Source organism: Kitasatospora sp. NBC_01246 (genome assembly GCF_036226505.1).
GTDB lineage: Bacteria > Actinomycetota > Actinomycetes > Streptomycetales > Streptomycetaceae > Kitasatospora.
This window is the reverse complement of record NZ_CP108484.1, coordinates 5,306,282-5,325,881: the sequence shown is the minus strand read 5'-3', so window position 1 is coordinate 5,325,881 and position 19,600 is coordinate 5,306,282. Positions and strand designations below refer to the sequence as shown.

The 19,600-nt window shown below is 74.5% G+C and carries 22 protein-coding genes; 7 read left to right on the top strand and 15 right to left on the bottom strand.

From position 1 onward, the window contains the following. Nucleotides 1-3: 3 nt before the first annotated feature. The 4 genes from OG618_RS23255 to sigE form a co-directional block, all read right to left on the bottom strand. A complete protein-coding gene (locus OG618_RS23255) occupies nt 4-678 on the bottom strand; it encodes a hypothetical protein (protein ID WP_329489474.1) in 675 nt (224 codons plus the stop codon). Between the two features lie 208 nt (nt 679-886). Further along, a complete protein-coding gene (locus tag OG618_RS23250) occupies nt 887-1,330 on the bottom strand; it encodes a sec-independent translocase (RefSeq protein WP_329489473.1) in 444 nt (147 codons plus the stop codon). Between the two features lie 130 nt (nt 1,331-1,460). Further along, nucleotides 1,461-2,498: a zf-HC2 domain-containing protein gene (locus tag OG618_RS23245; protein WP_329489472.1), complete on the bottom strand. Its 1,038-nt coding sequence runs from the start codon at nt 2,496-2,498 to the stop codon at nt 1,461-1,463. Beyond that, the gene (gene sigE / locus OG618_RS23240; RefSeq protein ID WP_380388406.1) at nt 2,495-3,235 is read right to left on the bottom strand and encodes an RNA polymerase sigma factor SigE; all 741 of its coding nucleotides are present in this window, start codon (nt 3,233-3,235) and stop codon (nt 2,495-2,497) included. Before sigE ends, OG618_RS23245 begins: the two co-directional genes overlap by 4 nt. Nucleotides 3,236-3,561: 326 nt before the next feature. Between sigE and OG618_RS23235 the strand changes: the two genes are divergently transcribed. Next, on the top strand, nt 3,562-4,170 hold the full coding sequence (locus OG618_RS23235; protein ID WP_329489471.1) for an O-methyltransferase: 609 nt from the start codon (nt 3,562-3,564) through the stop codon (nt 4,168-4,170). A 171-nt stretch (nt 4,171-4,341) separates the two neighbouring features. Here OG618_RS23235 and OG618_RS23230 read toward each other — a convergent pair whose 3' ends face one another. Next, nucleotides 4,342-4,509, bottom strand: coding sequence for a DUF3117 domain-containing protein (locus OG618_RS23230; RefSeq protein ID WP_014137929.1), 168 nt, complete (start codon nt 4,507-4,509; stop codon nt 4,342-4,344). Nucleotides 4,510-4,806: 297 nt separating this feature from the next. On the opposite strand from OG618_RS23230, the gene OG618_RS23225 reads away from it, so the two are divergent. Beyond that, nucleotides 4,807-5,607: an enoyl-CoA hydratase-related protein gene (locus OG618_RS23225; protein ID WP_329489470.1), complete on the top strand. Its 801-nt coding sequence runs from the start codon at nt 4,807-4,809 to the stop codon at nt 5,605-5,607. A 74-nt stretch (nt 5,608-5,681) separates the two neighbouring features. Here the strand turns inward: OG618_RS23225 and OG618_RS23220 are convergent, their stop codons facing one another. After that, entirely contained in the window at nt 5,682-6,272 is a 591-nt protein-coding gene (locus OG618_RS23220; protein WP_329489469.1) for a DNA-3-methyladenine glycosylase I, read from the bottom strand. After that, on the bottom strand, nt 6,269-6,688 hold the full coding sequence (locus OG618_RS23215; RefSeq protein WP_329489468.1) for a DivIVA domain-containing protein: 420 nt from the start codon (nt 6,686-6,688) through the stop codon (nt 6,269-6,271). The genes OG618_RS23220 and OG618_RS23215 overlap by 4 nt, the downstream gene beginning before the upstream one ends. 174 nt (nt 6,689-6,862) lie before the next feature. Between OG618_RS23215 and folP the strand changes: the two genes are divergently transcribed. Then, entirely contained in the window at nt 6,863-7,675 is an 813-nt protein-coding gene (folP, locus tag OG618_RS23210) for a dihydropteroate synthase (RefSeq protein ID WP_329492232.1), read from the top strand. Nucleotides 7,676-7,704: 29 nt separating this feature from the next. Here folP and OG618_RS23205 read toward each other — a convergent pair whose 3' ends face one another. Beyond that, nucleotides 7,705-8,514: a TIGR00730 family Rossman fold protein gene (locus OG618_RS23205; protein ID WP_329489467.1), complete on the bottom strand. Its 810-nt coding sequence runs from the start codon at nt 8,512-8,514 to the stop codon at nt 7,705-7,707. A gap of 147 nt (nt 8,515-8,661) precedes the next feature. Further along, nucleotides 8,662-9,735, bottom strand: a complete 1,074-nt coding sequence (dapE, locus tag OG618_RS23200; protein ID WP_329489466.1) for a succinyl-diaminopimelate desuccinylase — start codon at nt 9,733-9,735, stop codon at nt 8,662-8,664. A gap of 121 nt (nt 9,736-9,856) precedes the next feature. Between dapE and OG618_RS23195 the strand changes: the two genes are divergently transcribed. Then, nucleotides 9,857-10,879, top strand: a complete 1,023-nt coding sequence (locus OG618_RS23195) for a hypothetical protein (protein WP_329489465.1) — start codon at nt 9,857-9,859, stop codon at nt 10,877-10,879. A 328-nt stretch (nt 10,880-11,207) separates the two neighbouring features. After that, nucleotides 11,208-11,972, top strand: a complete 765-nt coding sequence (locus OG618_RS23190) for a hypothetical protein (protein WP_329489464.1) — start codon at nt 11,208-11,210, stop codon at nt 11,970-11,972. Between the two features lie 94 nt (nt 11,973-12,066). Here OG618_RS23190 and dapC read toward each other — a convergent pair whose 3' ends face one another. Both dapC and fdxA read right to left on the bottom strand, forming a co-directional pair. Further along, entirely contained in the window at nt 12,067-13,227 is a 1,161-nt protein-coding gene (dapC, locus tag OG618_RS23185; protein ID WP_329489463.1) for a succinyldiaminopimelate transaminase, read from the bottom strand. Between the two features lie 21 nt (nt 13,228-13,248). Next, the gene (gene fdxA, locus OG618_RS23180; protein ID WP_329489462.1) at nt 13,249-13,578 is read right to left on the bottom strand and encodes a ferredoxin; all 330 of its coding nucleotides are present in this window, start codon (nt 13,576-13,578) and stop codon (nt 13,249-13,251) included. A gap of 130 nt (nt 13,579-13,708) precedes the next feature. Between fdxA and OG618_RS23175 the strand changes: the two genes are divergently transcribed. Together OG618_RS23175 and OG618_RS23170 are read left to right on the top strand one after the other, a co-directional pair. Next, entirely contained in the window at nt 13,709-14,722 is a 1,014-nt protein-coding gene (locus OG618_RS23175; RefSeq protein WP_442906855.1) for a GNAT family N-acetyltransferase, read from the top strand. 95 nt (nt 14,723-14,817) lie between these two features. Then, nucleotides 14,818-15,711, top strand: coding sequence for a transglutaminase-like domain-containing protein (locus OG618_RS23170; protein ID WP_329489460.1), 894 nt, complete (start codon nt 14,818-14,820; stop codon nt 15,709-15,711). A 42-nt stretch (nt 15,712-15,753) separates the two neighbouring features. On the opposite strand, the gene OG618_RS23165 is transcribed toward OG618_RS23170, so the two are convergent. The 4 genes from OG618_RS23165 to OG618_RS23150 are packed head-to-tail and all read right to left on the bottom strand — an operon-like array spanning nt 15,754 to nt 19,324. Continuing rightward, nucleotides 15,754-16,380: a response regulator gene (locus OG618_RS23165; protein ID WP_380388404.1), complete on the bottom strand. Its 627-nt coding sequence runs from the start codon at nt 16,378-16,380 to the stop codon at nt 15,754-15,756. A gap of 33 nt (nt 16,381-16,413) precedes the next feature. Further along, nucleotides 16,414-17,640: a sensor histidine kinase gene (locus OG618_RS23160; protein ID WP_329489458.1), complete on the bottom strand. Its 1,227-nt coding sequence runs from the start codon at nt 17,638-17,640 to the stop codon at nt 16,414-16,416. An 8-nt stretch (nt 17,641-17,648) separates the two neighbouring features. Then, on the bottom strand, nt 17,649-18,371 hold the full coding sequence (locus tag OG618_RS23155) for an ABC transporter permease (RefSeq protein ID WP_329489457.1): 723 nt from the start codon (nt 18,369-18,371) through the stop codon (nt 17,649-17,651). After that, nucleotides 18,368-19,324: an ABC transporter ATP-binding protein gene (locus OG618_RS23150; protein ID WP_329489456.1), complete on the bottom strand. Its 957-nt coding sequence runs from the start codon at nt 19,322-19,324 to the stop codon at nt 18,368-18,370. Before OG618_RS23150 ends, OG618_RS23155 begins: the two co-directional genes overlap by 4 nt. Nucleotides 19,325-19,600 lie beyond the last annotated feature (276 nt).

The following is a 19,600-nucleotide window of genomic DNA, read 5'->3' as shown; positions in this document are numbered from 1 at the left end:
GGGCTACGGGCGGGTGTAGGCGGTCAGGTCGGGGACGGTGGAGAAGCCGGTGCCGTAGGCGCTGACGCCGCGGCCGTAGGCGCCGAGGAGGACGCCGGGGGCCTCGCCCGCGAGGACCCAGCCGTACTCGGACTCGCGGTAGCGGAAGGGCTGCGGCAGACCGTTCACCGGGAGGCTGAGGGTGGACCACCCGGGGCCGGCCAGGTCGTCGGCGAGGTCCCAGGCGAGGGTGCTCTGCTGGTCCAGCCAGTCCTGGCGCAGCGTGCGGTCCAGCTGGCCCGGCCAGGTGGAGGCGAGCAGGCCGGAGCCGGCCAGCCAGGCGGCGGAGGAGGCCGAGGTCGCCTCCAGCGTGCCGGTGTTGTCGGCGCTGCGGCGGCTGCCCCGGCGGGCCACGGTGACGACCACGGCGAACTTGCGCATGTCCCGCGGCTCGTACTGCCGGGCCGGCTCCTCACCGTGGCCGAGGGTGCCGTAGTCGACGCTGCCGGGCGCGCCACCGCGCGGGCCGCCGGCGCCGGCCTGGATCAGGTAGCGGCGGCCGGTCCAGCCGTCGTCCAGGCCGTACCAGGGGAAGTCCGCCGACAGGTAGGGGACCAGTGGGTCGGCCGGGCCGGCCTGTCCGCCGACCGTCGGGCCGTCGGCCGTCGCCGTCCCCACCGCATGACTCGTCGCGTCCATCCCGGGCCTCCTCAACGCAGATCTCCTGCCGTGGTGCGCTCCCATGGTGGCGTACCGCGGCGTTCCCGCCGGGTGCCTTCGGGCCGGAACCGACCGGAAGTGACCGACGGCACAGCGGGAACATTCAGCACAATAGCGGCGCACACGCCGCCGCCCCGCTCAGCCGTGCGGCCGGGCGGGGCGGTGGCGTCGTCGGAGCGACGCGGGATCAGGTGGCGTCGGGGTCGAACGGAGGGCGCTCGCCGGGCTGGAGCGCGGCGCCGGCGGAGGCCGGGGCCACCGCGGCGGACTTGTCCATGCTGACCGTGCCGGCGCGCCCGTAGCCGTTCACGGCGGCGGCGGGCTTGTCGTCCAGCACCGAGCGGATGTCCAGGCTGTTCCGCATCTCCTTGAGGCCCAGCGGGTCGTCCTGGCCGCCCATGAGCTGCTTGCGGACGAAGGTCTTGGGGTGGAGGTCCTCGAACTCGAAGTCCTTGAACTCCGGGCCCAGCTCGCTGCGGATGTCCTCCTTGGCCGAGTCGGCGAAGGAGCGGACCTTCTTGATGAAGCCCATGGTGTCCTGGATCAGCTTCGGCAGCTTGTCCGGACCGAAAATCACGATGGCCATGATGACCAGAGTCAGGATCTCCAGTCCGCCTACGTCGCTGAACACCTAAGCTCCCTCAGCTCGTCGGACAACGGGTTCCTACAGCGTAATGGCCACCGTCGGATCCGGACCCCACAGTGTGATGAAGCCGTGGTGAAGAGCCGTCGATGGCCATGGCCGCGGTGGCCGGTCCGCGCTACCGGTTCTCCTGGTGCAGCCCGGCGAGGCCCGAGCTCGGGGTCCGGTCCGGCACGATCTGCTGCGGGGTCGCGCTGCGGGTGGCCGCCACCGGGCGGACCGGGAAGTCCACCGGGACCTGGGCCTTCATCGGGGCGTACCCGCCGCCGCGGCCGGGGTTGCCGGCCGGGCTCACCGAGGTGCCGTGCTGATCGTCGCTCTGCGCGGCGAAGCCACCGACCCCGCCCAGCGTCACCGCGGCGACCGAGAAGGCCCCGGCGGCGGCGAAGACGAAGCGGCGTCCGCGCGGCGGAGCCTGCCGGGTCACCACCGGGCCGGTGGCGGCCGCGGCCGGGCGCGGCACCGCGGAGGCCTCGGGACGGCCGGAGCGCCGGCCCATCAGCGGGCGCAGCACCGAGCTCCCGCGCCCGAACGCGCGGGGGTCGACACCGGGCACCGGTGCGTCGGCGCCGAGCGCGCCCGCACCGAAGGCGCCCGCGCCACGGCCGAAGGAGCCGCCGTTCAGCCGGCTGCCGCCGAGCGTGCCGCCGGTCTCCGGCCGGGGGGACCCCCAGGCCGCGGGCAGTCCGCCGCCGGGCAGGTCGTCGTCGTCCCGGCGCGGCCGCTCGGCGGGAGCGTCCTCGTCCTGGAGCGTGCCGACGGCCATCAGCCGGGACATCAGCGCCGAGGACGGGCCGGGGGTGCCGGTCCGGGTCAGCAGGTGCTTCACGGCGCGGCCCTCGTCGGCCTCGGCGAGGCACTGCGGGCAGGTCGCCAGATGGGCCTGGACGCGGTCGCGGGAGTCGTGGCCGAGTTCGCCGTCGACGAAGGCGGAGAGCCGCTCCCCGAGGTGGTGCTCCTCGGCGGCGGGTTCGGCGGGCCGGAGGGCGACCGCGCGCAGCGATGCCTCACCCGGCAGGGCCGGAACGGGCGGCAGCGGGTCCTCGGCGCCGTCCTCGTGGCCGCGCCGGCCCAGCTGGGGCCAGCCGCCGCGCCAGGCGGCGGCCTTGCCGGGAGCGTCCGGCCGACCCGGTCCCGACCGGCCGGTTCCGCTCACGATCGCCTCCGTCCGCGCCCGCCCGGCGCGACCGTGGCCTCACCCGCGGCGGCGCCGACCGGCACCGGTACCGGCTCCTCGGAGCCGCCCCGGCGCTCGCGGCCCGGGGCCGCGCCGGGGGCGCGGTGCTTCAGCGCGGCGCGCAGGTGCGAGCGGCCGCGGTGGATCCGGCTGCGGACGGTGCCGAGCTTGACGCCCAGCGTCGCCGCGATCTCCTCGTAGGAGAGGCCCTCGATGTCGCAGAGCACCACGGCGGCGCGGAACTCCGGGGCGAGGGTGTCCAGCGCCTGCTGGACGTCGGCGTCGAAGTGGGTGTCGCTGAAGTGCTGGGCCGGGCTGGGCTCGCGGCTGGCCAGGCGCTCGGCCGCGTCGTCGCCGAGCGCGTCGAAGCGGATCCGCTGGCGTCGGCGGACCATGTCCAGGAACAGGTTGGTGGTGATCCGGTGCAACCAGCCCTCGAACGTGCCGGGGGTGTAGGTCGACAACGAACGGAACACCCGGACGAAGACCTCCTGGGTGAGGTCCTCGGCGTCGTGCTGATTCCCCGTCAGGCGGTAGGCGAGTCGGTAGACGCGGGCGCTGTGCGCCTCGACGATCTCCTCCCAGGAGGGCGGAGTCCAGGTCTGCGCGTCGGGACCCTCGGCGAAGCTCGCGAGGGCGGCGGGTGCCTCGGTGGTACCGGCGGCCGGCGTCGCGGCGACCGGCTGGTCCAGGGTGGAGTGCGCAGACTGGTTCATCACGGGCTTCGGCGTACGGGCTGACGCGGTGCCGCGGGAGTGCCGCCGCACAGGGACGTCGCCCTCGGCCACACCTCCTCGGTTGGCTCTTCTGCCCAGCAGGGCCACCACCATATCCACCTCGCCCGTCAAGCCCGGATAAAAGTGCCCGGGGGGTATCGCGGGGGTATCCGTCGACCGGTCCCTTCCTCAGCAACGGCCCGCCGCCGTACGCGGTTCCCGGTCGGCCAGTAATCTGTGCCAGGAAATATCGACTTCCGCTCGGCACCGGGCCATCGCCCGGGGCTCCGAAAGAGGCAGCCATCAGCGAGTTCGGGCCCGCGCGCGTGGCCCTCTCCGACACCTTCGTCGGCGAGGACGCGGTGCTCACCTACGCCCGGGCACAGTCCGCGCGCACCGGTATCAGGGCGATCGGACCGGGCGGCGGGGCCTGTCTGCGGCTGCTGGCGGCCGCCCTGGACGCCAAGGCGGTGGCCGAGATCGGCACCGGGACGGGCGTCTCCGGCGTCTACCTGCTGCGCGGGATGCGCCCGGACGGGGTGCTCACCACCGTCGACACCGAACCGGTGCGCCAGCAGCTGGCCCGGGAGGCGTACCACGCGGCCGGGTTCGCGGCGAACCGGTCCCGCTTCATACCGGGCCGGGCCCTGGACGTGCTGCCGCGGCTCGCGGACGGCCAGTACGACCTGGTCTTCTGCGACGGGGACCCGGCGGAGTCCCGGGAGTACCTGGCGGAGTCGCTGCGGCTGCTGCGGCCGGGCGGGATGGTCTGCTTCGAGGGCGTCTTCCAGGAGGGCCGGCTGGCCGAGCCGGACCAGCAGGACCCGCAGACGCACGCGGTGCGCGACCTGGTCCGGGACGTCCGGGAGAGCGAGGCCCTGCTGCCGGCGCTGCTGCCGGTGTCGGACGGGCTGCTCTGCGCCGTGAAGCGCTGACCGGGTCGGGGCCCCGACGGCGCCCCGACGGCGGCCGCCCGGAAACCACCCCGCCCGGAAACCACGCCGCCCGGAAACCAGGCCGCCCGGGAACCACAGAGCCCGGGCCGACGTAGTGTCGTACCCGGGCCCGGCGGCACATCTCCAGGAGATGGGGAGCACCCGCTGCGGTCAGCCGCAGGCCTTCTTCAGAGCCTCGCCCAGGGCGTCGGCCTCGTCAGGCGTGAGCTCCACCACAAGGCGTCCGCCGCCTTCGAGCGGAACGCGCATGATGATGCCCCGCCCCTCTTTGGTGACTTCGAGCGGGCCGTCACCCGTCCGCGGCTTCATGGCCGCCATGCTCGTTCCCCTTCCTGCAACCGCTCAGCTACGCACCGGCAGTCCGTCCACCGCCGGTATCGAACGCATTGATCGGAAGCCATTATCCCGCATGCCACGGCCTGATGACCAACATCACTCTCGGCGCAACCACGGCCGGACCGGCTCCAAGCGCCACATTTCCTGCCATAAGCCCCGGCGCGGCGGCGGTCGGCGCGCCGCCGAAAGGTGCGATACCTCACACTCCCCACCCGGCCGCACGCTCCGGCATCCTGACACACGACCGAGCTGTGCCGATCGCAAGGGAGCCCCTCGCCCATGTCCGATTCCGTGCTGTACGAGCTGGACGGCGGCCTCGCCGTCATCACCATCAACCGCCCCGGGGCGATGAACGCGCTGGACACCGCCACCAAGGTGGCCCTGCGCGACACCATGACCGCCGCCGCCGAGGACCGGGCGGTGCGGGCGGTGCTGCTCACCGGCGCCGGTGAGCGGGCGTTCTGCGTCGGGCAGGACCTCAAGGAGCACCTGGGCCTGCTCAAGCGGGCCGAGGAGACCGGTGAGGGCGCGCTGAAGACCGTCTCCGAGCACTACAACCCGCTGGTGCGGGCGCTGGCGGGGATGCGCAAGCCGACGGTGGCGGCGGTCGGCGGCGTCGCGGCGGGCGCGGGCGCCTCGCTGGCCTTCGCCTGCGACTTCCGGATCGTCGCGGACACGGCCGGCTTCAACACGGCGTTCGCCGGGATCGCCCTGACCGCCGACTCGGGTGCCTCCTGGACGCTGCCCCGGCTGGTCGGGCACGCCAAGGCCACCGAGCTGCTGATGCTGCCGCGCACGGTGAAGGCCACCGAGGCGATGGAGCTGGGCCTGGCCACCAAGGTCGTCCCGGCCGCCGAGCTGGCCGCCACCGCCCGGGTCTTCGCCAAGGAGCTGGCCGAGGGCCCGACGGTCGCGTACGGCGCCATCAAGGAGTCGCTCGCGTACGGCGCCTCGCACTCCCTGGACGAGCTGCTCGACAAGGAGGACGAGCTGCAGACCCTGGCCGGCGACAGCGAGGACCACCGGATCGCGGTCCGCGCGTTCATCGCCAAGGAGAAGCCGACGTACCTGGGCCGCTGAGGCCCGGCGGGCACCGCCCGGGCCGTGCGGGCCCGGGCGGGGCCCGGCGGGGTCCTCCCGGGGCCCGGGAGGGCCTAGACGGCCCGCAGGGCGCTCCGGACGTGGCAGTCCGCCAGGTGGTCGTCGACCAGGCCGCAGGCCTGCATCAGCGCGTACGCGGTGGTCGGGCCGACGAAGCGGAAGCCCGCCTTCTTGAGCGCCTTCGCCAGCGCCGTCGACTCGGGCGTGACGGCCGGGACCTCCGCCAGGGTGCGGGGGGCCGGCCGGTCCGGCGCACCGGCGTACTGCCAGATCAGCGCGTCCAGGCCGCCGTCGAGGTCGCGGGCGACCTTCGCGTTGGCGATCGACGCCTCGATCTTGGCCCGGTTGCGGATGATGCCCGCGTCGCCGAGCAGCCGCTCGACGTCCGCGGGGCCGAACTCGGCGACCTTGTCGATCGCGAAGCCCTCGAACGCGGCCCGGAAGCCCTCGCGGCGGCGCAGGATGGTGATCCAGGAGAGGCCGGACTGGAAGGCCTCCAGGCAGACCCGCTCGAACAGCGCGTCGTCGCCGTGGACCGGGCGGCCCCACTCGGTGTCGTGGTAGAGCCGGTAGTCGTCCGCCGAGTCGCCCCAGCCGCAGCGGCGCAGGCCGTCCGCACCGAGCGCCGCACCGGCCTCGGTCACTGGTCCGCCGCCGGCTTCGCACCCTCCGGGCCCTTGGTCAGCGTGCTGACGGGCTCCACCACCTGCGCGAACTCCTCCAGCCCGGGCAGCGGTTCGGCCCCGGCGTCCGGGCCGGTGGCCTCGACGGCGCCGCGGACCGCGCCGGCGGCCTCCAGCTCGGCGATCCGCGAGTCCCGGTAGGCGAGTTCGGCACCGAGACGGTCCAGGACGTCGTCCACCTCGTCCATCCGGTAGCCGCGCACGGCCATCGGCAGCCGGATGCCGTCCACGTCGTCCCGGCTCAGCGGACGGTCCTGCGGCAGCCGGGCGGCGATCCGGTCCTGCACCGCCTCCGGCAGTGAGCCGCCCCCGCCGAGCGCCACCAACGCGGCGCCTACGACCACGACGGCCATCGCCACCACGATCACCCAGAACACGAGCGGTCCTCCCGACTTCCCTGCCGGCGCTGACAACAGTGCCCGGCTCACGATCATGACAGCATGGTTCCCGATAGGCCGGGGGCCATCATCGCACCCGGAGCAGCTGTGGAGGAGACATCGGTGGCACTGCGCCTGGGACCACGGGACTTCGGTGACGACGAGCTGGTGATCATGGCCATCGTCAACCGCACTCCGGACTCGTTCTTCGACAAGGGCGCCACCTTCGCGGACGAGGCCGCGTTCGCCGCCGCCGACCGCGCGATGGCCGAGGGCGCCGCGATCCTGGACATCGGCGGGGTGAAGGCCGGACCGGGCGACGAGGTGACCGTCGAGGAGGAACTGCGGCGCACCGTGCCGTTCGTGGCGGAGCTGCGCAAGCGCCACCCGGAGGCCGTGATCAGCGTGGACACCTGGCGCCACGAGGTCGGCGAGGCGGTCTGCGAGGTGGGCGCGGACCTGCTCAACGACGCCTGGGGCGGGGTCGATCCGAAGCTGGCCGAGGTGGCCGCCCGGTACGACGCCGGCCTGGTCTGCACCCACGCGGGCGGCGCCGAACCGCGGACCCGGCCGCACCGCACCGGCTACCCGGACGTGATGGCGGACATCCTGCGGGTGACGGTCGGCCTGGCCGAGCGGGCGGTGGAGCTGGGCGTGCGGCGGGACGCGGTGGTCATCGACCCGGGGCACGACTTCGGGAAGAACACCCGGCACTCGCTGGAGGCGACCCGCCGGCTGCCGGAGATGACCGCGACCGGCTTCCCGGTGCTGGTCTCGCTCTCCAACAAGGACTTCGTCGGCGAGACCCTGGACCGGCCGGTGAACGAGCGGCTGCTCGGCACGCTGGCGACCACGGCGGTCTCGGCCTGGCTGGGCGCCCGGATCTACCGGGCGCACCAGGTGGCCGAGACCCGGCAGGTGCTGGACATGGTCGCCTCGATCCGGGGCACCCGCCCCCCGGCGGTCGCCCGCCGGGGGCTGGCGTAGGGCGCCCCCTCCTTCGGCTCCCGCGGCCCTCAGATCTCGTTCGCCGGGCGGCGGGCGTCGGCGAGGATCTTCATGACCTCGTCGATGTCGTCGGTGATGTGGAACAGCTCCAGGTCGTGCGGGGCCGCCTTGCCCTGCGCGACCAGGGTGTTCTTCAGCCACTCGTAGAGGCCGCCCCAGTACTCGCTGCCGAAGAGGATCACCGGGAACCGGGTGACCTTCTTCGTCTGCACCAGGGTCAGCGCCTCGAACATCTCGTCCAGCGTGCCGAGGCCGCCGGGCAGCACCACGAAGCCCTGCGCGTACTTCACGAACATCGTCTTGCGGACGAAGAAGTAGCGGAAGTTCAGCCCGAGGTCGACGAACTCGTTGAGCCCCTGCTCGAAGGGCAGCTCGATGCCGAGGCCCACGCTCAGGCCGCCGGCGTCCGAGGCACCGCGGTTGGCCGCCTCCATCGCGCCCGGGCCGCCGCCGGTGATCACCGCGTAGCCGGCCTCCGCCAGCGCCCGGCCGATCGCCACGCCCGCCGCGTACTCGGGGGAGTCGACCGGCGTCCGGGCGGAGCCGAAGACGCTGATCGCGGCCGGGAGTTCGGCCAGCGCGCCGAAGCCCTCGACGAACTCCGAGGTGATCCGCAGCACCCGCCAGGGGTCGGTGTGCAGCCAGTCCGTCGGGCCGGTGGTGTCCAGCAGGCGCTGGTCCGTCGTGCTGGTGCCGACCTGGTCCCGGCGCACCAGCACCGGGCCCTTCTGCTTCTCGGGCCACGCCTTCTTCGGGCGCGGCTCGCCCACCTGCTCGGGCCCGTGTCCGTAGTGCTTCTCGTCTCCAGTGCCTGTCATGACGAAACCCTACGCCCGACGATCCCGGTTTTCAGGCAACGGTGAGAGGTCGGTTGGGCAACCGGAAGATGGCGTTCGACGACGGACCTGCTGGTCCGGACGGTCCGCCGCCGGCCGGCGGCGGACCGTCCGGCCGGCCGCGGCGGCTCAGTCGGTCAGCCAGGCGCGCAGTCGCTCCTCGGTCTCGGCGATCGCGGCGAGCGAGCAGTACTCGTCCCGCTTGTGCGCCATGTTCGGGTCGCCCGGGCCGTAGTTGACCGCCGGGATGCCGAAGGCGCTGAACCGGGCGACGTCGGTCCAGCCGAACTTGGCCCGGGCGACGCCGCCGGTGGCGGCCAGGAAGGCCCGGGCGGCCGGCTGGTCGAGCCCTGGGAGGGCGCCGGGGGCGGAGTCGGTGACGGTCACCTCGAAGCCGTCGAAGACCTCGCGCAGGTGCTTCTCGGCCTCCGCCTCGCTACGGTCCGGCGCGAAGCGGAAGTTGACCGTCACCACGCACTCGTCGGGGATGACGTTGCCGGCCACGCCGCCGTCGATCCGGACGGCGTTCAGGCCCTCGCGGTACTCCAGGCCGTCGATCTCCACCCGGCGCGGCTCGTACCCGGCGAGCCGGCCGAGCACCTCGGCGGCGTGGTGGATGGCGTTGTCGCCGAGCCAGCCGCGGGCCGCGTGGGCGCGCACCCCGGTCAGCCGGACCTGGATCCGCATGGTGCCCTGGCAACCGCCCTCGACGGCGGCCCCGCTGGGCTCCATCAGCACGGCGAAGTCGGCGGCCAGCCAGTCCGGGTGCCGGGCGGCGAGGTGGCCGAGGCCGTTGCGGTGGGCCTCCACCTCCTCGCAGTCGTAGAAGACGAAGGTGAGGTCCCGGTTGGGCTCGGCCAGGGTGGCGGCCAGCCGGAGCTGGACGGCCACCCCGGACTTCATGTCGGAGGTGCCGCACCCGTAGAGCAGGTCGCCCTCGACGTAGGAGGGCACGTTGTCGGCGATCGGCACGGTGTCCAGGTGGCCGGCGAGCAGCACGCGCTCGGCGCGGCCCAGGCCGGTACGGGCCACCACGTTGTTGCCGTACCGGTCCACGGCCAGGTGCGGGTAGGCCCGCAGCGCCGCCTCGACGGCGTCGGCGAGCGCCTGCTCGTCGCCGCTGACCGAGGGGAAGTCGACGAGCCGGGCGGTCAGCGCACCGCCGTCGAGGGTGAGGTCCAGGGGCGTTTCAGAGCTGCTCATGGTCCTTCAGCCTAGTCGTGGGCGACCGGCCGCCCCGTGCGGCGGATCGCAACCGGTGGCGCCGCACATCCGTCCGAGTGGGTACGGTGTGCGATCAGGAACAGCGTGGAGAGGGGCGGCGGTGGCCAGGAAGAGGCGCGGCGAGCAGGGCGGCGACACGGCGCCCCGACGGCGGCGCAGGCCGTTGCGCGCGGTGCTGGTCGTCCTGCTGGCGCTCGTGGTGGTCGCGGTCGGCCTGTACTGGCTGCGCGACACCAAGCTGACGCCCGAGGGCTGCACGGTCAAGACGGCCTCGGGCGAGGGCACCCTGGAGATCCCGCAGGCGGCCAACGCCGCGACGATCGCCGCCGTGGCGCACTCGCGCGGACTGCCGGACCGCGCGGTGACCATCTCGCTGGCCACCGCGATGCAGGAGTCCAAGATCCGCAACCTGGCGGGCGGCGACCGGGACTCGGTCGGCCTCTTCCAGCAGCGTCCCTCGCAGGGCTGGGGCACCGTGGAGCAGATCATGGACCCGGTCTACGCGACCAACAAGTTCCTGGACGGCCTGGTCAAGGTCCCCGGCTACACCCGGCTGCCGCTGACCGACGCGGCCCAACAGGTGCAGAAGAGCGGCTACCCGCAGGCCTACGCCAAGCACGAGACCAAGGCGACGCTGCTCGCCTCGGCGCTGACCGGCCGCGAGGCGGGCGCGCTGAACTGCGTGGTGCACGACTTCGCCGCGCCCGAGCCGGAGCCGGACGACACCGCGCCGACCGCTATCGGCTCCCCCGCGGCCCCGGCCGCCGCGGCCCCGCTGCCCGACCGGGTGCAGGTGCTGAGCGACCGGGTGCGCCGCGAGTTCGGCCGGACGGTGACGCCGGCGGCCGGCTACACCTCGACCGTCAAGGGCGCCGAGCAGGCCGTCTCGCTGACCCCGGACCCGGCGGCGAGCACCGACGCCGGCCCGGACGCCGAGCGGCAGAACGGCTGGGAGGTGGCGCACTGGGCGGTGACGCAGGCCCAGCAGCTGGGCATCGAGACGATCGCCTACGACGGGAAGGTCTGGCGCAAGTCCAAGTCCGAGGGCGGCTGGAAGCCCCAGCCGACGGGCACCTCGACCAAGCTGGTGCTGGTCTCGCTCGCCCCGGTCGGGAAGTCCTGAGCGGAAGGCCGCCGGAGCGGCTCCGAACGGCCGCTCCGGCGGGCTGACGCACTGGTGTCCGGGTTGCCGCCGAAGGAGTGATTCCGGTCAACCCAGGTGGACGGGCGGCCGGCGCCGGAGCCCGACCCGAAGAACCGTCACTCCCCTTGGCCCGCCCCGCCCGCACGCCCGCGGCCGGGCCGTTCGCCACCCCCCGGCACCGGTCCTACGATCCGATCGTCGGTAAGGCCGTTTCCTTGCACCGGCCGAAACCTTCTGGCTTCTGAAGCGGTAAGAACGTCGTCCGCCCGGCGGACAGGACGGACCCAAGACCCTTTCGAGGAGCCCCATGTCTCACTCCCTCACGCGCCGGATCGCCCAGGCCGCACTGCTCGTGGCGGCCGGCGCGACCCCGCTCGTCGCGGCCGGCACCGCGTCCGCCGCCGACGCGCTGCTGCCCAAGTCCGACCTGGCGGCGCCGCTCGGCCAGCTGACCAACACCGATGCGGGATCCACCCTGCAGCACACCACCCACGAGCTCGGCCAGGCCGCCGGGGACACCGGCGCCGCCACCGTCGCCGCGGGCGTCCCGGCGACCGCCGACGCCACCGGCAACATCGTCGCCCACCAGCTGCCCGAGGCGAACGAGAAGGCCAGCTCGCTGACCGCCCCGGTGGACAAGACCGCCGCCACCACCGGCCAGCTCTCCGGCATCACCCCGAAGGTCGCCGCCGCACTGGCCGGCAAGCTCGGCGAGGCCGTCAACGGCGGCCCGGGCGCGACCGGCCGCAGCGCGGCCGCCGGCGCCAACCCGGTCGGCGGGCTCTCGCAGACCGCCGGCCTGACCCAGGGGCTGCCGGGCGCCGGTGCGCTCGCCGGCGCCGTCCCCGGGACCAACGCCGTGACCGACGCGCTCCCGCTCGGCGCCCTGGGCCGCGCGCTGCCGGCCGACGTCCCCGGCACGGACCTGCTCGGCCTGGCCGAGCACGGCTCGGCCAACCGCCTCGGCGGCGCCGACCTCGGCCCGAACTCCCCGCTGGCCGGTCTCAGCCCGATCACCGGCCTGCTCGGCGGGATCGGCGGCGGTGGCCTCGGCGGCCTGCCGATCGGCTGATCCGGCGCCGCCCGGCGCGCCCCGCACAGCACCGAAGGGGGCCGGTGTCCCGTCCTGGACACCGGCCCCCTTCGCCGCGCTCGGGCTCCGCGGGTCAGCCGCGCAGCCGCTCCACGGCCGCCGCGACCCGCTCGTCGGTCGCGGTGAACGCGACCCGGACGAACCGCTCGCCGGCCGGCCCGTAGAAGTCGCCGGGCGCCACCAGGATGCCCAGCCCGGCCAGTTCGGCCACCGTCTCCCAGCACGGCCGGTCCTGGGTCGCCCACAGGTACAGGCTCGCCTCCGAGTGCTCCACCCGGAAGCCGTACGCCTCCAGCGCCGCGCGCAGGGCCGCCCGGCGGGCGGCGTAGCGCCCGCGCTGCTCGGCCACGTGCGCGTCGTCGGCGAGCGCCGCGACGACCGCCGCCTGGACCGGGGCCGGGACGATCATCCCGCCGTGCTTGCGCACCCCCAGCAGCTCCTTGACCACCACCGGGTCGCCCGCCACGAAGGAGGCGCGGTACCCGGCCAGGTTGGAGCGCTTGGACAGCGAGTGGACGGCCAGCAGGCCCTCGTGCTGCGTCCCGTCGTCGGCGGCGCCGCAGACGTCCGGGTGCAGCACGGAGGCCGGGTCGGCCTCCCAGCCCAGCTCCAGGTAGCACTCGTCGCTGACCAGCAGCGCCCGGTGCTCCCGGGCCCACTCGACCGCGCGGCGCAGCTCGTCCGCGCCGAGCACCCGGCCGGTCGGGTTGGAGGGCGAGTTGACCCAGAGCAGGCGGACCCGCGAGCCGTCCAGCTCGTCCACCGAGTCGTACTCGACCGGCTCCGCGCCGCAGAGCCGCGCGCCGACCTCGTAGGTCGGGTAGGCCAGCCGCGGGTAGGCCACCTGGTCACCGGGGCCGAGGCCGAGCTGGGTCGGCAGCCAGGCCACCAGCTCCTTGGAGCCGACCGTGGGCAGGACGGCCTGCGGGCCGATCTCGGCGCCGACCCGGCGGCGCAGCCACCCGGCGATCGCCTCGCGCAGCTCCAGCGGGCCCCAGACGGTCGGGTAGCCGGGCGTGTCGGTGGCCGCGGCCAGCGCCTTCTGAATCACCTCGGGAACCGGGTCGACCGGGGTGCCCACCGAGAAGTCGCAGAGCCCGCCGGGGTGGGCCAGCGCCGTCTTCTTGTACGGCTCCAGCTTGTCCCAGGGGAAGACCGGCAGGAGATCGGAAACGCGGCGCGCCGCCCCCGGGTGGCCCGGGAACGGCGCGTGCGTGCTGTTCTTGGTACTCACAGCTCAGTTGCCACCGATCGTTCAGTGCTCGTCGGTGTTCTGCGGCGGCAGAGCGGCGATGAAGGGGTGGTCGCGCTCGATCAGGCCGAGCTTCGAGGCGCCACCGGGCGAACCGAGGTCGTCGAAGAACTCGACGTTCGCCTTGTAGTAGTCCTTCCACTCCTCCGGAGTGTCGTCCTCGTAGAAGATCGCCTCGACCGGGCAGACCGGCTCGCAAGCGCCGCAGTCGACACACTCATCCGGGTGGATGTAGAGCGATCGCTCGCCCTCGTAGATGCAGTCAACCGGGCACTCTTCGATGCAGGCCTTGTCCTTGACGTCGACACAAGGCTGCGCGATGACGTAGGTCACGCTGTCGTTCCTCCTCGGAAGGGCTCGGCGGCCCATTCTGTTTGCTCGCGTGCGCGGGTGAGCGCGGCGTCGTCGATGCCCGCCCCTAGTATCGCGGGTCGGAGACCGCAAATGCACAGGAGGTGCCCAGATGGCGGCTGGCGGGCCGGTCCAGGACCGTCCGGAGGTCCGGATAGATCGCTCTGACGTGGGACTACGGGTGTCAGTTCGGCGTGTCGCGGAGTTCGTGGACGACAGGCCGGTATTCCGCGATGTGATCGGTGTGCTCACATCCTGGGACGATCATGAGCTTACCGTCGTCCCGCGGCGCGGCGCTCCGGTCACCTTCGCGGAGAAGCTGCTGGTCGCGGGCAAGGTGGTGCCGCTCTTCCCGGCCCGGCGGGCCGCGCTGCCCGTCGCCCCGCCGGAGGAGCTCCAGCGGATCGCCGCGCGCGGCTGGCCTGCCGTCGAGCAGGAGCCGCTCGGCGGGTGGACGCTGCGGGCGTCCGCCGGCTTCACCCGGCGGGCCAACTCGGTCCAGACCCTCGGCGACCCCGGCCTGCCCCTGGACGAGGCGCTCGCGACCGTCCGGCGGTGGTACGCGGCGCGCGGCCTGCCGGCCTGGGTGGAGGTCAGCACGCCCGGCTCGCCCGAGGACCTGCGCGGCGAGCTGGACCGGCTGGGCGCGGCGTACTCGCCGACGCTGGTACGGATCGCCCCGCTGGCCCCGCTGGCCCGGCTCGGATCCGGCCACCGGCGCGTGCGGCTCGCCCGGACGGCCGGCGCCGAGTGGATGTCGCTGTACCGGCGGGTCACCGGCGACCCGGCGGTGGAGGAGGCGGCGCGGCAGGTGATCCACGGCGGCCCGTCGGTCTGGTTCGCCACCGCGCCGGGCGCGCCCGGGCAGCCGCCGCTGGCCATCGGACGCTGCGTCATCGACGGCCCGTGGGCCTGCTTCGGCGCGATCGAGGTCGCCCCGTACGCCCGCCGTGCGGGCCTGGCGACCACGCTGATGGCGGTGCTCGCCGCCCGGGCCGCCGAGGAGGGCGCGACCGGTGCCCACCTCCAGGTCGAGGCGGAGAACGATGGTGCGATCGCGCTCTATGACGGACTTGGCTTCACGACCAGTCACACTTACCACTACGCCCGCCTGCCCCAGGGGTAGCGCGGTCGTGGCGCCACGTCCGTCCGCCCCGCCCGCCCGTCGGCCCGGCCGCCGGTGCCACCCGTCAGTTCCGTTCCGCCTGTCCGTCCGCCCGCATGAAAGCCGTCGCAGCCACCGTGACCGAGCAGAGCCGAGCACGCTTCCGGACCGAGGCCCGGGCCGAGCACCCCGATCCGGTGCTGCTCTGCCTGCTCGCGGCCGCCGAACACAGCCCCGTCCCGGACCCGGACGACCCCCGGGACCCGCCCACCCTGGAGGCCCTGCTGGCCGCCTGCGAGGCGGCCCTGGAGCGGCACGCCGCCGCCGTCCGGCTCGCCGTCGCCGAGCGGGTCCCGGCCGGGCCGGAGGAGACGGCCGCGCTGCTGGCCGCCGTGCTCGGCGGGCGGGAGCGGTTCCACGGGCGGCAGTCCGACTACCGGCGGCTGGAGTCCTCGCTGCTGCCCGACGTGCTGCGGCGCCGGCGTGGCCTGCCGATCATGCTCGCGCTGGTCTGGACGGCGGTCGGCCGGCGGGCCGGCGTGCCGGTGCACGGGATCGCGCTGCCGGGCCACTTCATCGTCGCGGTCGGCGGCCCGGACGGCGGGGACGACTACGTCCTGGCCGACCCGTTCCACGGCGGGCGGCTGCTCGACCTGGAGGACGCGGCCGGCCTGGTCCGGGCCGCCGGCCACCCGTTCTCGCCCGAACTGCTCACCCCGGCCCAGCCGCTGGACACCGTGCTGCGGGTGCTCGGCAACATCCGCGCCTGGGCCGCCGAGCGCCCCGAGCACGCCCGCACCCAGCTCTGGGCCACCGAACTCTCCCTGCTGCTGCCCCGGCACCCGGCCCAGCTCCGGCTGGAGCGGGCGGAACTGCTGGTGCGGACCGGCGACTTCCTCGGCGGCTCGGCCGAGATGGACGCCTACGCCGAGATCCTGGACGCCTTCGACCCGGACACCGCGGCGAAGGTCCGCCTGGAGGCCCGGGCGGCCCGGCACCGGCTCAACTGACCGCCGCCGGGCCGCGCCCCGTCCGTCCGGCCCGCGCCGGGCCTACAGCCAGCCCTTCTCGCGGGCGATCCGGACCGCCTCGGTGCGGTTGCGGGCCTCGGTCTTCTGGATCGCCATCGAGAGGTAGTTGCGCACCGTCCCCTCGGAGAGGTGCAGCCGGCGGGCGATCTCGGCGTTCACGGCGCCGTCCGCGGCGGCCGCGAGCACGTCCCGCTCGCGCGCCGTCAGCGGGTTCGCCCCCTCGGCGAGCGCGGCGGCGGCCAGCACCGGGTCGATCACCCGCTCGCCGCGCAGCACCCGGCGGATCGCCTCCGCCAGCTCGGCCGCCGGGGCGTCCTTGACCAGGAAGGCGTCCGCCCCCGACTCCATCGCCCGCCGCAGGTAACCGGGGCGGCCGAAGGTGGTCGCGATCACGACCCTGGTCTGCGGCCGCAGCCGGCGCAGCTCCGCCGCGGCCTCGATCCCGGTCATGCCGGGCATCTCGATGTCCAGCACCGCGACCTGCACGTCGTGGGCGACCGCCGCGTCCACCACCTCGTCGCCGCGCCCCACCTGGGCCACCACGTCGATGTCCCCCTCCAGCCCGAGCAGCGCGGCCAGCGCCTCCCGGACCATCCCCTGATCCTCCGCCAGCAGCACGCGGACGGACGGGGCACCGTCGTTTCGCATCTCACTCATGCCGACGACCTTAGGCCCGCGCCCCTACACGACGGAGACCGAGCGCAGCGGGACCAGCGCGCGCAGCCGGAACCCCCGGCCGCGGTCGCCCGGGCCGGTCTCCAGCCGGCCGCCGACCAGCGCCAGCCGCTCCTCCAGCCCGGAGAGCCCGTTGCCCGGCCCGGACTTGCCCGGCCCGGCCCCGTTGTCGCAGACCTCCAGGACGGCGTACCGCTCGCCGCCGCCCTCCCACGTCTCGTCCGCCCGCACCGTGCAGACCGTGGCCCCCTCGCCGTGCCGGACGATGTTGGTGACCGCCTCGCGCAGCGCCCAGGCCAGCGCGCCGGCCTCCTCGTTGGCCAGCCCGGGCCAGGCGTCCACCAGCTCCGGCGCCACCTCCAGGCTGACCTGCGCGGCCGCCAGCGCCGTCCGGGCGGCGGCGAGTTCGACCGGCAGGGTGGGCCGGCGGAAGCCGGTCACCGCCTCCCGGACGTCGATCAGCGACTGCCGGGCCACCTTCTCGATGTCGGCGACCTGCGCCCGCGCGGCCTCCTCCTTGCCGCCGTCCATGAAGCGCCCGGCCAGCTCGCTCTTCAGCGTGATCAGCGACAGCGAGTGCCCGAGCAGGTCGTGCAGGTCCCGGGCCATCCGCAGCCGCTCCTCCGAGGCGGCGAGGTGGGCGACGGCGGCCCGTGCCTCGCGCAGCTCCCGCATGGTCGCGACCAGGCGCTGCAGCCCGGTCATGGCGGCCCCGGAGAGGAAGGCGGTGAGCGCGATGGTGGGGATGTCCCCGTGGTCGGCACGGCTGAGCAGCCCGACCACGACGGTCAGCCCGGCCATCGCGGCGACCCCGGCGAGCGCGAAGCGCACCGGCGCGATGATCGCCACGGCGACCGAGGCGTAGGTGAAGAGCGTGAGCCACGCGGTGCCGAGGCCGAAGGAGGTGACGACCGCCGTCACGATCATCGCCGCGACCACCACCCGGCAGGCCAGCGGCCGCATGCCGGCCATCGAACGGAACACCACCAGGCTGATGTAGCAGCCGACGAACGCCACCAGGGCGATCCAGCCGGCCACCGTCGCCGCGGGCGAGTGCCCGTCCTTGAGCAGGTCGCCCACCGGGTAGAGCAGGTAGACCATCCAGAGCAGCATCCAGCTGACCTTGACCAGCAGCTGCCGCCGGTTCTCCACGGTGGCGCCGGGGACGTTCATGAAGGACACCGGCCCCGCCTCCGGCTCGTCGGTGCGGTGGGTGCGGGGCGTGTCGGACATGGTGGCCATCATGCCCGCCGGGTGTCCCGGCGGTACAGCACGGCCGCGGCCGCGGTGAAGACCACCAGGAAGCCGGCCAGACCGCCGGCCGCGACCAGGTCCAGCGACTGTCCGGGCCGGGTGAAGCCGGCCAGCCGGTTGTACAGGTAGACCGGGTCGACCTGGGCGATCGTCCGCAGCGTGCCGGTCACCGGGAACCACGTCCCGCCGAACAGCGCCATCACCATGTAGGTGATCATCACGACGGTCTGCACCGAGTCAGCCCCCGCCGCGTAGCCGAGCGCCACCCCGAGCGCCGCGAAGACGAAGCTGCCCAGCCAGAGCGCCACGGCCAGGCCGGCCCACTCGGCGGCCCCCATCCGCACGCCCTGGGCGGCCCCGACCCCGAAGACCACCAGGATCGCGGGCAGCGTCGTGACCGCGCCGGCGGCGATCTTGGCGACGGTGTACGCCCGGCCGGGCAGCGCCGTCAGCCGCAGCTGGCGCACCCAGCCGCTCCTGCGCTCCAGCGAGATCCGCTGCGCGCTGCCGGTGAGCACCGCGCCGACCGCGCCGAAGGTGGCCATCGAGACCATGAAGTAGGTCTTCACCGGCAGGCCGCCGGCCACCTGGTCGGTGCCGTAGGCGTGGATGAAGAAGAAGTACATCAGCGCCGGGTAGAGCACCGTGAAGAGCACGTACCGCTTGTTGCGCAGGGTGCGCGTGATCTCCAGCCGGATCAGCGTGGTCATCGGGCGGCCTCCGTCGCGAACTCGGTGGTGTCGGCGGTGTCCTGCTCGCCGGTGATGGTCAGGAAGGCCTGCTCCAGGCCCAGGCCGGTCACCTCCAGCCCGCGCGGGTACAGACCCGCCCGGTAGAGCCCGGCGACGCCAGCGTCGGCGTCCGCCGTCCGGATCCGGACGGTCCGCACCCCCGGGACCCGGCCGCTGACGTCCAGGGCCAGCACCCCCGGCAGGCGACGCAGCGCCGCCTCCTCGAACGGGCCGTCCACGTCGTGCAGCTCGAAGGTGATCCGGCGGGCCCCGGCCTTCGCCTTGATCTCGGCGGACGTGCCGTCCGCGATCAGCCGGCCCCGGTGCAGCACGAGGACGCGGTCGGCGACCGAGTCCGCCTCCTCCAGGTAGTGGGTGGCGAACAGCACCGTGCGCCCGGCGTCGGCCTGCGCCCGCATGCTCGCCCAGAACGACCGGCGGACCGAGACGTCCATGCCGGTGGTGGGCTCGTCCAGCACGATCAGGTCGTTGGCCCCGGCGATCGCCAGCGCGAAGCGCACCCGCTGCTCCTGGCCGCCGGAGAGCCTGTCGACCCGCCGCTCGGCCAGCTCGGTGATCCCGGCGTCGACGAGCACCTCCCGGACGGCCCGGCCGCGCGGGTGGACGTCGCAGGCCAGCCCGACCAGCTCGCGGACCTTGACGTCCGCCATCAGCCCGCCGCTCTGCAGCATCGCGCCGACCCGGCCGGCCGCGATCGCGGCGCGCGGGGCGCCGCCGAACAGCGTGACGCTGCCGCGGTCCGGCTCGCGCAGGCCGAGCAGCAGGTCGAGGCTGCTGGACTTGCCGGCGCCGTTCGGGCCGAGCAGCGCGACGGTCTCGCCCGGCCACAGCACGAGGTCGAGCCCGTCCACCGCCCGCACCCGTCCGTAGCTCTTGCCCACGCCCCGGAAGGCGGCCACCTCGGTACCCATCGACCCGGTCCTCTCCCCTGCTGGTGTCGTTCGCACCAGCTCAGAGTCCCGCGCGGCCCCGGCCCGGCGGCAGTGGCCGCCGTCGTGCCTTCGGCATGACGGATGTCATGCCGGTGGCCGGTACCCGTGTCACGGGTACCGGCCACCGAAGCCGCAGGTCGCGCGCCGTCTGTCAGTGCCGGGGGCCGGCGTCCCCACCGGGGCCGGGCCCGTCGACCCCGTGCGGGCACCCGCGGCCGGGGGAGCGGAGGGCGCCTCGGCACCGCTCGTCCGCGG